This is a genomic window from Neisseria sp. P0022.S009, from assembly GCF_051956675.1.
Classification (GTDB): Bacteria; Pseudomonadota; Gammaproteobacteria; order Burkholderiales; family Neisseriaceae; genus Neisseria.
On record NZ_JBQCXE010000099.1, the window covers coordinates 1 to 280 of the forward strand.

Genomic DNA, 280 nt, shown 5'->3' on the forward strand with positions numbered 1-280 from the left:
GGAACACATCAAACTCGCCACCGACTATCAGAAATCCCAACTCAACCTCGGCCATATCGTCGATTCAAACCGCAACAAACGCGGAGAGAACGGCGAAGGCTTCGAACTCAGAACCGACGGCTGGGGTGCCGTACGGGCGGGTAAGGGCATACTTGTCAGTGCACAAAACCAGGATGCCAACGGCAAAGTGCTGGATATGGACGATGCCGTCGCCCAACTCGAACAGGCACTCTCCCTGGCCAAAAGCCTGAACAAAGCCGCCCAAACCGCCAACAACCAC

1 protein-coding gene is annotated in these 280 nt (G+C 56.4%); it reads left to right on the forward strand.

Translation table 11 applies throughout. The annotated features are described in order from the left end of the window. The coding region (locus ACTHUG_RS11620; RefSeq protein WP_440386923.1) for a type VI secretion system Vgr family protein at positions 1-280 on the forward strand (280 nt) is incomplete at both ends.